2 protein-coding genes are annotated in these 2,351 nt (G+C 65.8%); both read left to right on the top strand.

What is annotated here, in order from left to right:
* Window positions 1-1,758: BID domain-containing protein (locus EOA78_RS35340; protein ID WP_164784113.1), on the top strand; the 1,758-nt coding region annotated here is incomplete at its 5' end.
* Window positions 1,755-2,285 (top strand): conjugative transfer signal peptidase TraF, encoded by a 531-nt coding sequence (traF, locus tag EOA78_RS35335; protein ID WP_127320324.1) that lies wholly within the window; start codon window positions 1,755-1,757, stop codon window positions 2,283-2,285. The genes EOA78_RS35340 and traF, both read left to right, overlap by 4 nt.
* Window positions 2,286-2,351 lie beyond the last annotated feature (66 nt).

Here is a 2,351-nt window from a genome sequence, read left to right as displayed (position 1 = left end):
GCATTCCGGGCGATCGTCGAGCGCATCGGCTATGCCGAGCTGGAGACGATCTATCGCCAGCGCGAGGACTGGATGCGCGCTGCCTCGCTCGACCTGGCGCGCGGCCGGATCGCCGAGGCGATCTCAGCCTATCGGCAGCAGGGCAGGGTGCTCGGCTCGGTGCTGAAGGCCGAGGCCGTCGACAAGCTGATCGCGGACTGGAACCGGGACTACGATCCCACCAAGACGTCGCTGATCCTGGCGCATTTGCGCCGCGACGTGCGCATGCTCAATGTGATGGCGCGCGAGAAGCTGGTCGCACGCGGCCTCGTCGGCGCGGGCCATGCGTTCCGCACCGAGGACGGCCTCCGCAAGTTCGATGTCGGCGACCAGATCGTTTTCCTGAAGAACGACAGCGTACTCGGCGTGAAGAACGGCATGATCGGCAGGATTGTCGAGGCTGCGCCGAACCGCATCGTCGCGGTAATCGGCGAGCGCGAGCAGCGCCGACATATCACCGTCGATCAGCAGCTCTACCGAAATGTTGATTACGGCTACGCCACCACCATCCACAAGGCCCAGGGCGCCACCGTCGATCGCGTGAAGGTGCTGGCGTCGCTCTCGCTCGACCGCCATCTGACCTATGTCGCGATGACGCGGCATCGCGAGGACCTGGCGCTCTATTACGGGCGCAGATCCTTCGCCTTCAATGGCGGGCTGGCGAAAATTCTGTCGCGGCGCAATGCCAAGGAGACCACGCTCGATTACGAGCGCGGGACGCTCTACCGCCAGGCGCTCCGCTTCGCTGAAAACCGCGGCCTCAATATCGTTCGCGTCGCCCGCACGCTGCTTCGCGACCGCGTCGACTGGACGATCCGGCAGAAGCAGAAACTTGTTGATCTGGCACTGCGGCTGCGCGGCGTTGGCGAGCGTCTCGGCCTGTTCGATCCCCGCCAGACCCAGACCCCGAAGGAGGCCGCACCCATGGTCGCCGGCGTCAAGCAGTTCGCCGAATCGATAAAGGACACGGTGGACGAAAAGCTTCGCGCCGATCCCACCCTCGCCAGGCAATGGGACGAAGTCTCGACCCGATTCCGCTATGTCTTCGCCGATCCGGAGACTGCGTTCCGTGCCATGAACTTCGACGCGGTGCTGTCCGATCCGGCCGCGGCAAAAGCGGCGCTGGACCGGCTTGTGTCGGAGCCGGCGACGCTCGGGCCGCTGAAGGGCAGGACCGGTCTCCTGGCGGGCAAGGCCGATCGCGAGGACCGGCGTGTCGCCGAGCTCAATCTCCCGGCGCTGAAACGCGACATCGAGCGCCATCTCAGCCTGCGCGAGAGGGTCGTGCAGAAGCTCGAGGCCGAGGAGCAGGCCATGCGCCTTCGCGCCTCGATCGAAATTCCGGCATTGTCACCGGCGGCACAGCGCGTGCTCGAACGCGTGCGGGATGCGATCGACCGCAACGATCTTCCGGCCGCCCTCGGCTACGCGATCTCCAACCGAGAGGTGAAGGCCGAGATCGACGGCTTCAACAAGGCCATCGCCGAGCGGTTCGGCGAGCGCATGCTGCTGACCAATGCAGCGCGCGAGCCCACAGGCAAGGTCATCGACAAGGCGGCAGAGGGTCTCAAACCAGGCGAGCGGCAGAAGCTCGCGCAGGCGTGGCCGGTGATGCGGACAGCGCAGCAGCTCGCCGCGCATCAACGCACGGCCGAGGCCCTGAAGCAGTCGGAGAACCTGCGCCAGACGCAACGGCAGACGCCGACGATCAAGCAATGAGAAGACACCGCGCCATCACCATCATCCTGATCGCCGTCGCGGGTCTGGTGGCGCTCGCAGGCATCGCTTGGCTCGGCGGCCTCCGCCTCAATCTCACGCGCAGCTATCCGCTCGGTCTGTGGCGCATCGAGCGGCTAGAACGACCGCCGGCCGTGGGCGATCTTATCTTCATCTGCCCGCCGGATACGGCGGCGTTCCGGATGGCGCGGCAGCGCTTCTATCTCGGCCAGGGCCTGTGCCCGGGCTGGTTCAGTCCTCTTATCAAGACGGTCGTAGCGACGGAAGGACAGGCAATCGCGATCGGCGCCGAGGTCTCAATCGACGGTAGGATTCTTCCGCATTCCGATGTTCAGCCAGGTGACGCCGCGGGCAGGGCGCTCACAGCCTTCGCCGGCGGCCAGATCCCTGCCGGCTTTCTCTTTCTTCACTCCGATTTTGCAGGCTCCTATGATTCGAGATATTTCGGGCCGATCCCGGCCGCCGGCCTGCTCGGTCGCGCACACCCCCTCCTCACTTTCGATCCGTAACATCGCGCGTGGCGCGGTGCTGGTTGGGATCGCCGTGCTGGCCGGCGCCGTTGCCTGGAGTGGTGA

It is taken from the genome of Mesorhizobium sp. M5C.F.Cr.IN.023.01.1.1 (genome assembly GCF_003997585.1).
GTDB lineage: Bacteria > Pseudomonadota > Alphaproteobacteria > Rhizobiales > Rhizobiaceae > Mesorhizobium > Mesorhizobium wenxiniae.
This window is presented reverse-complemented; position numbering and strand designations above follow the sequence as displayed.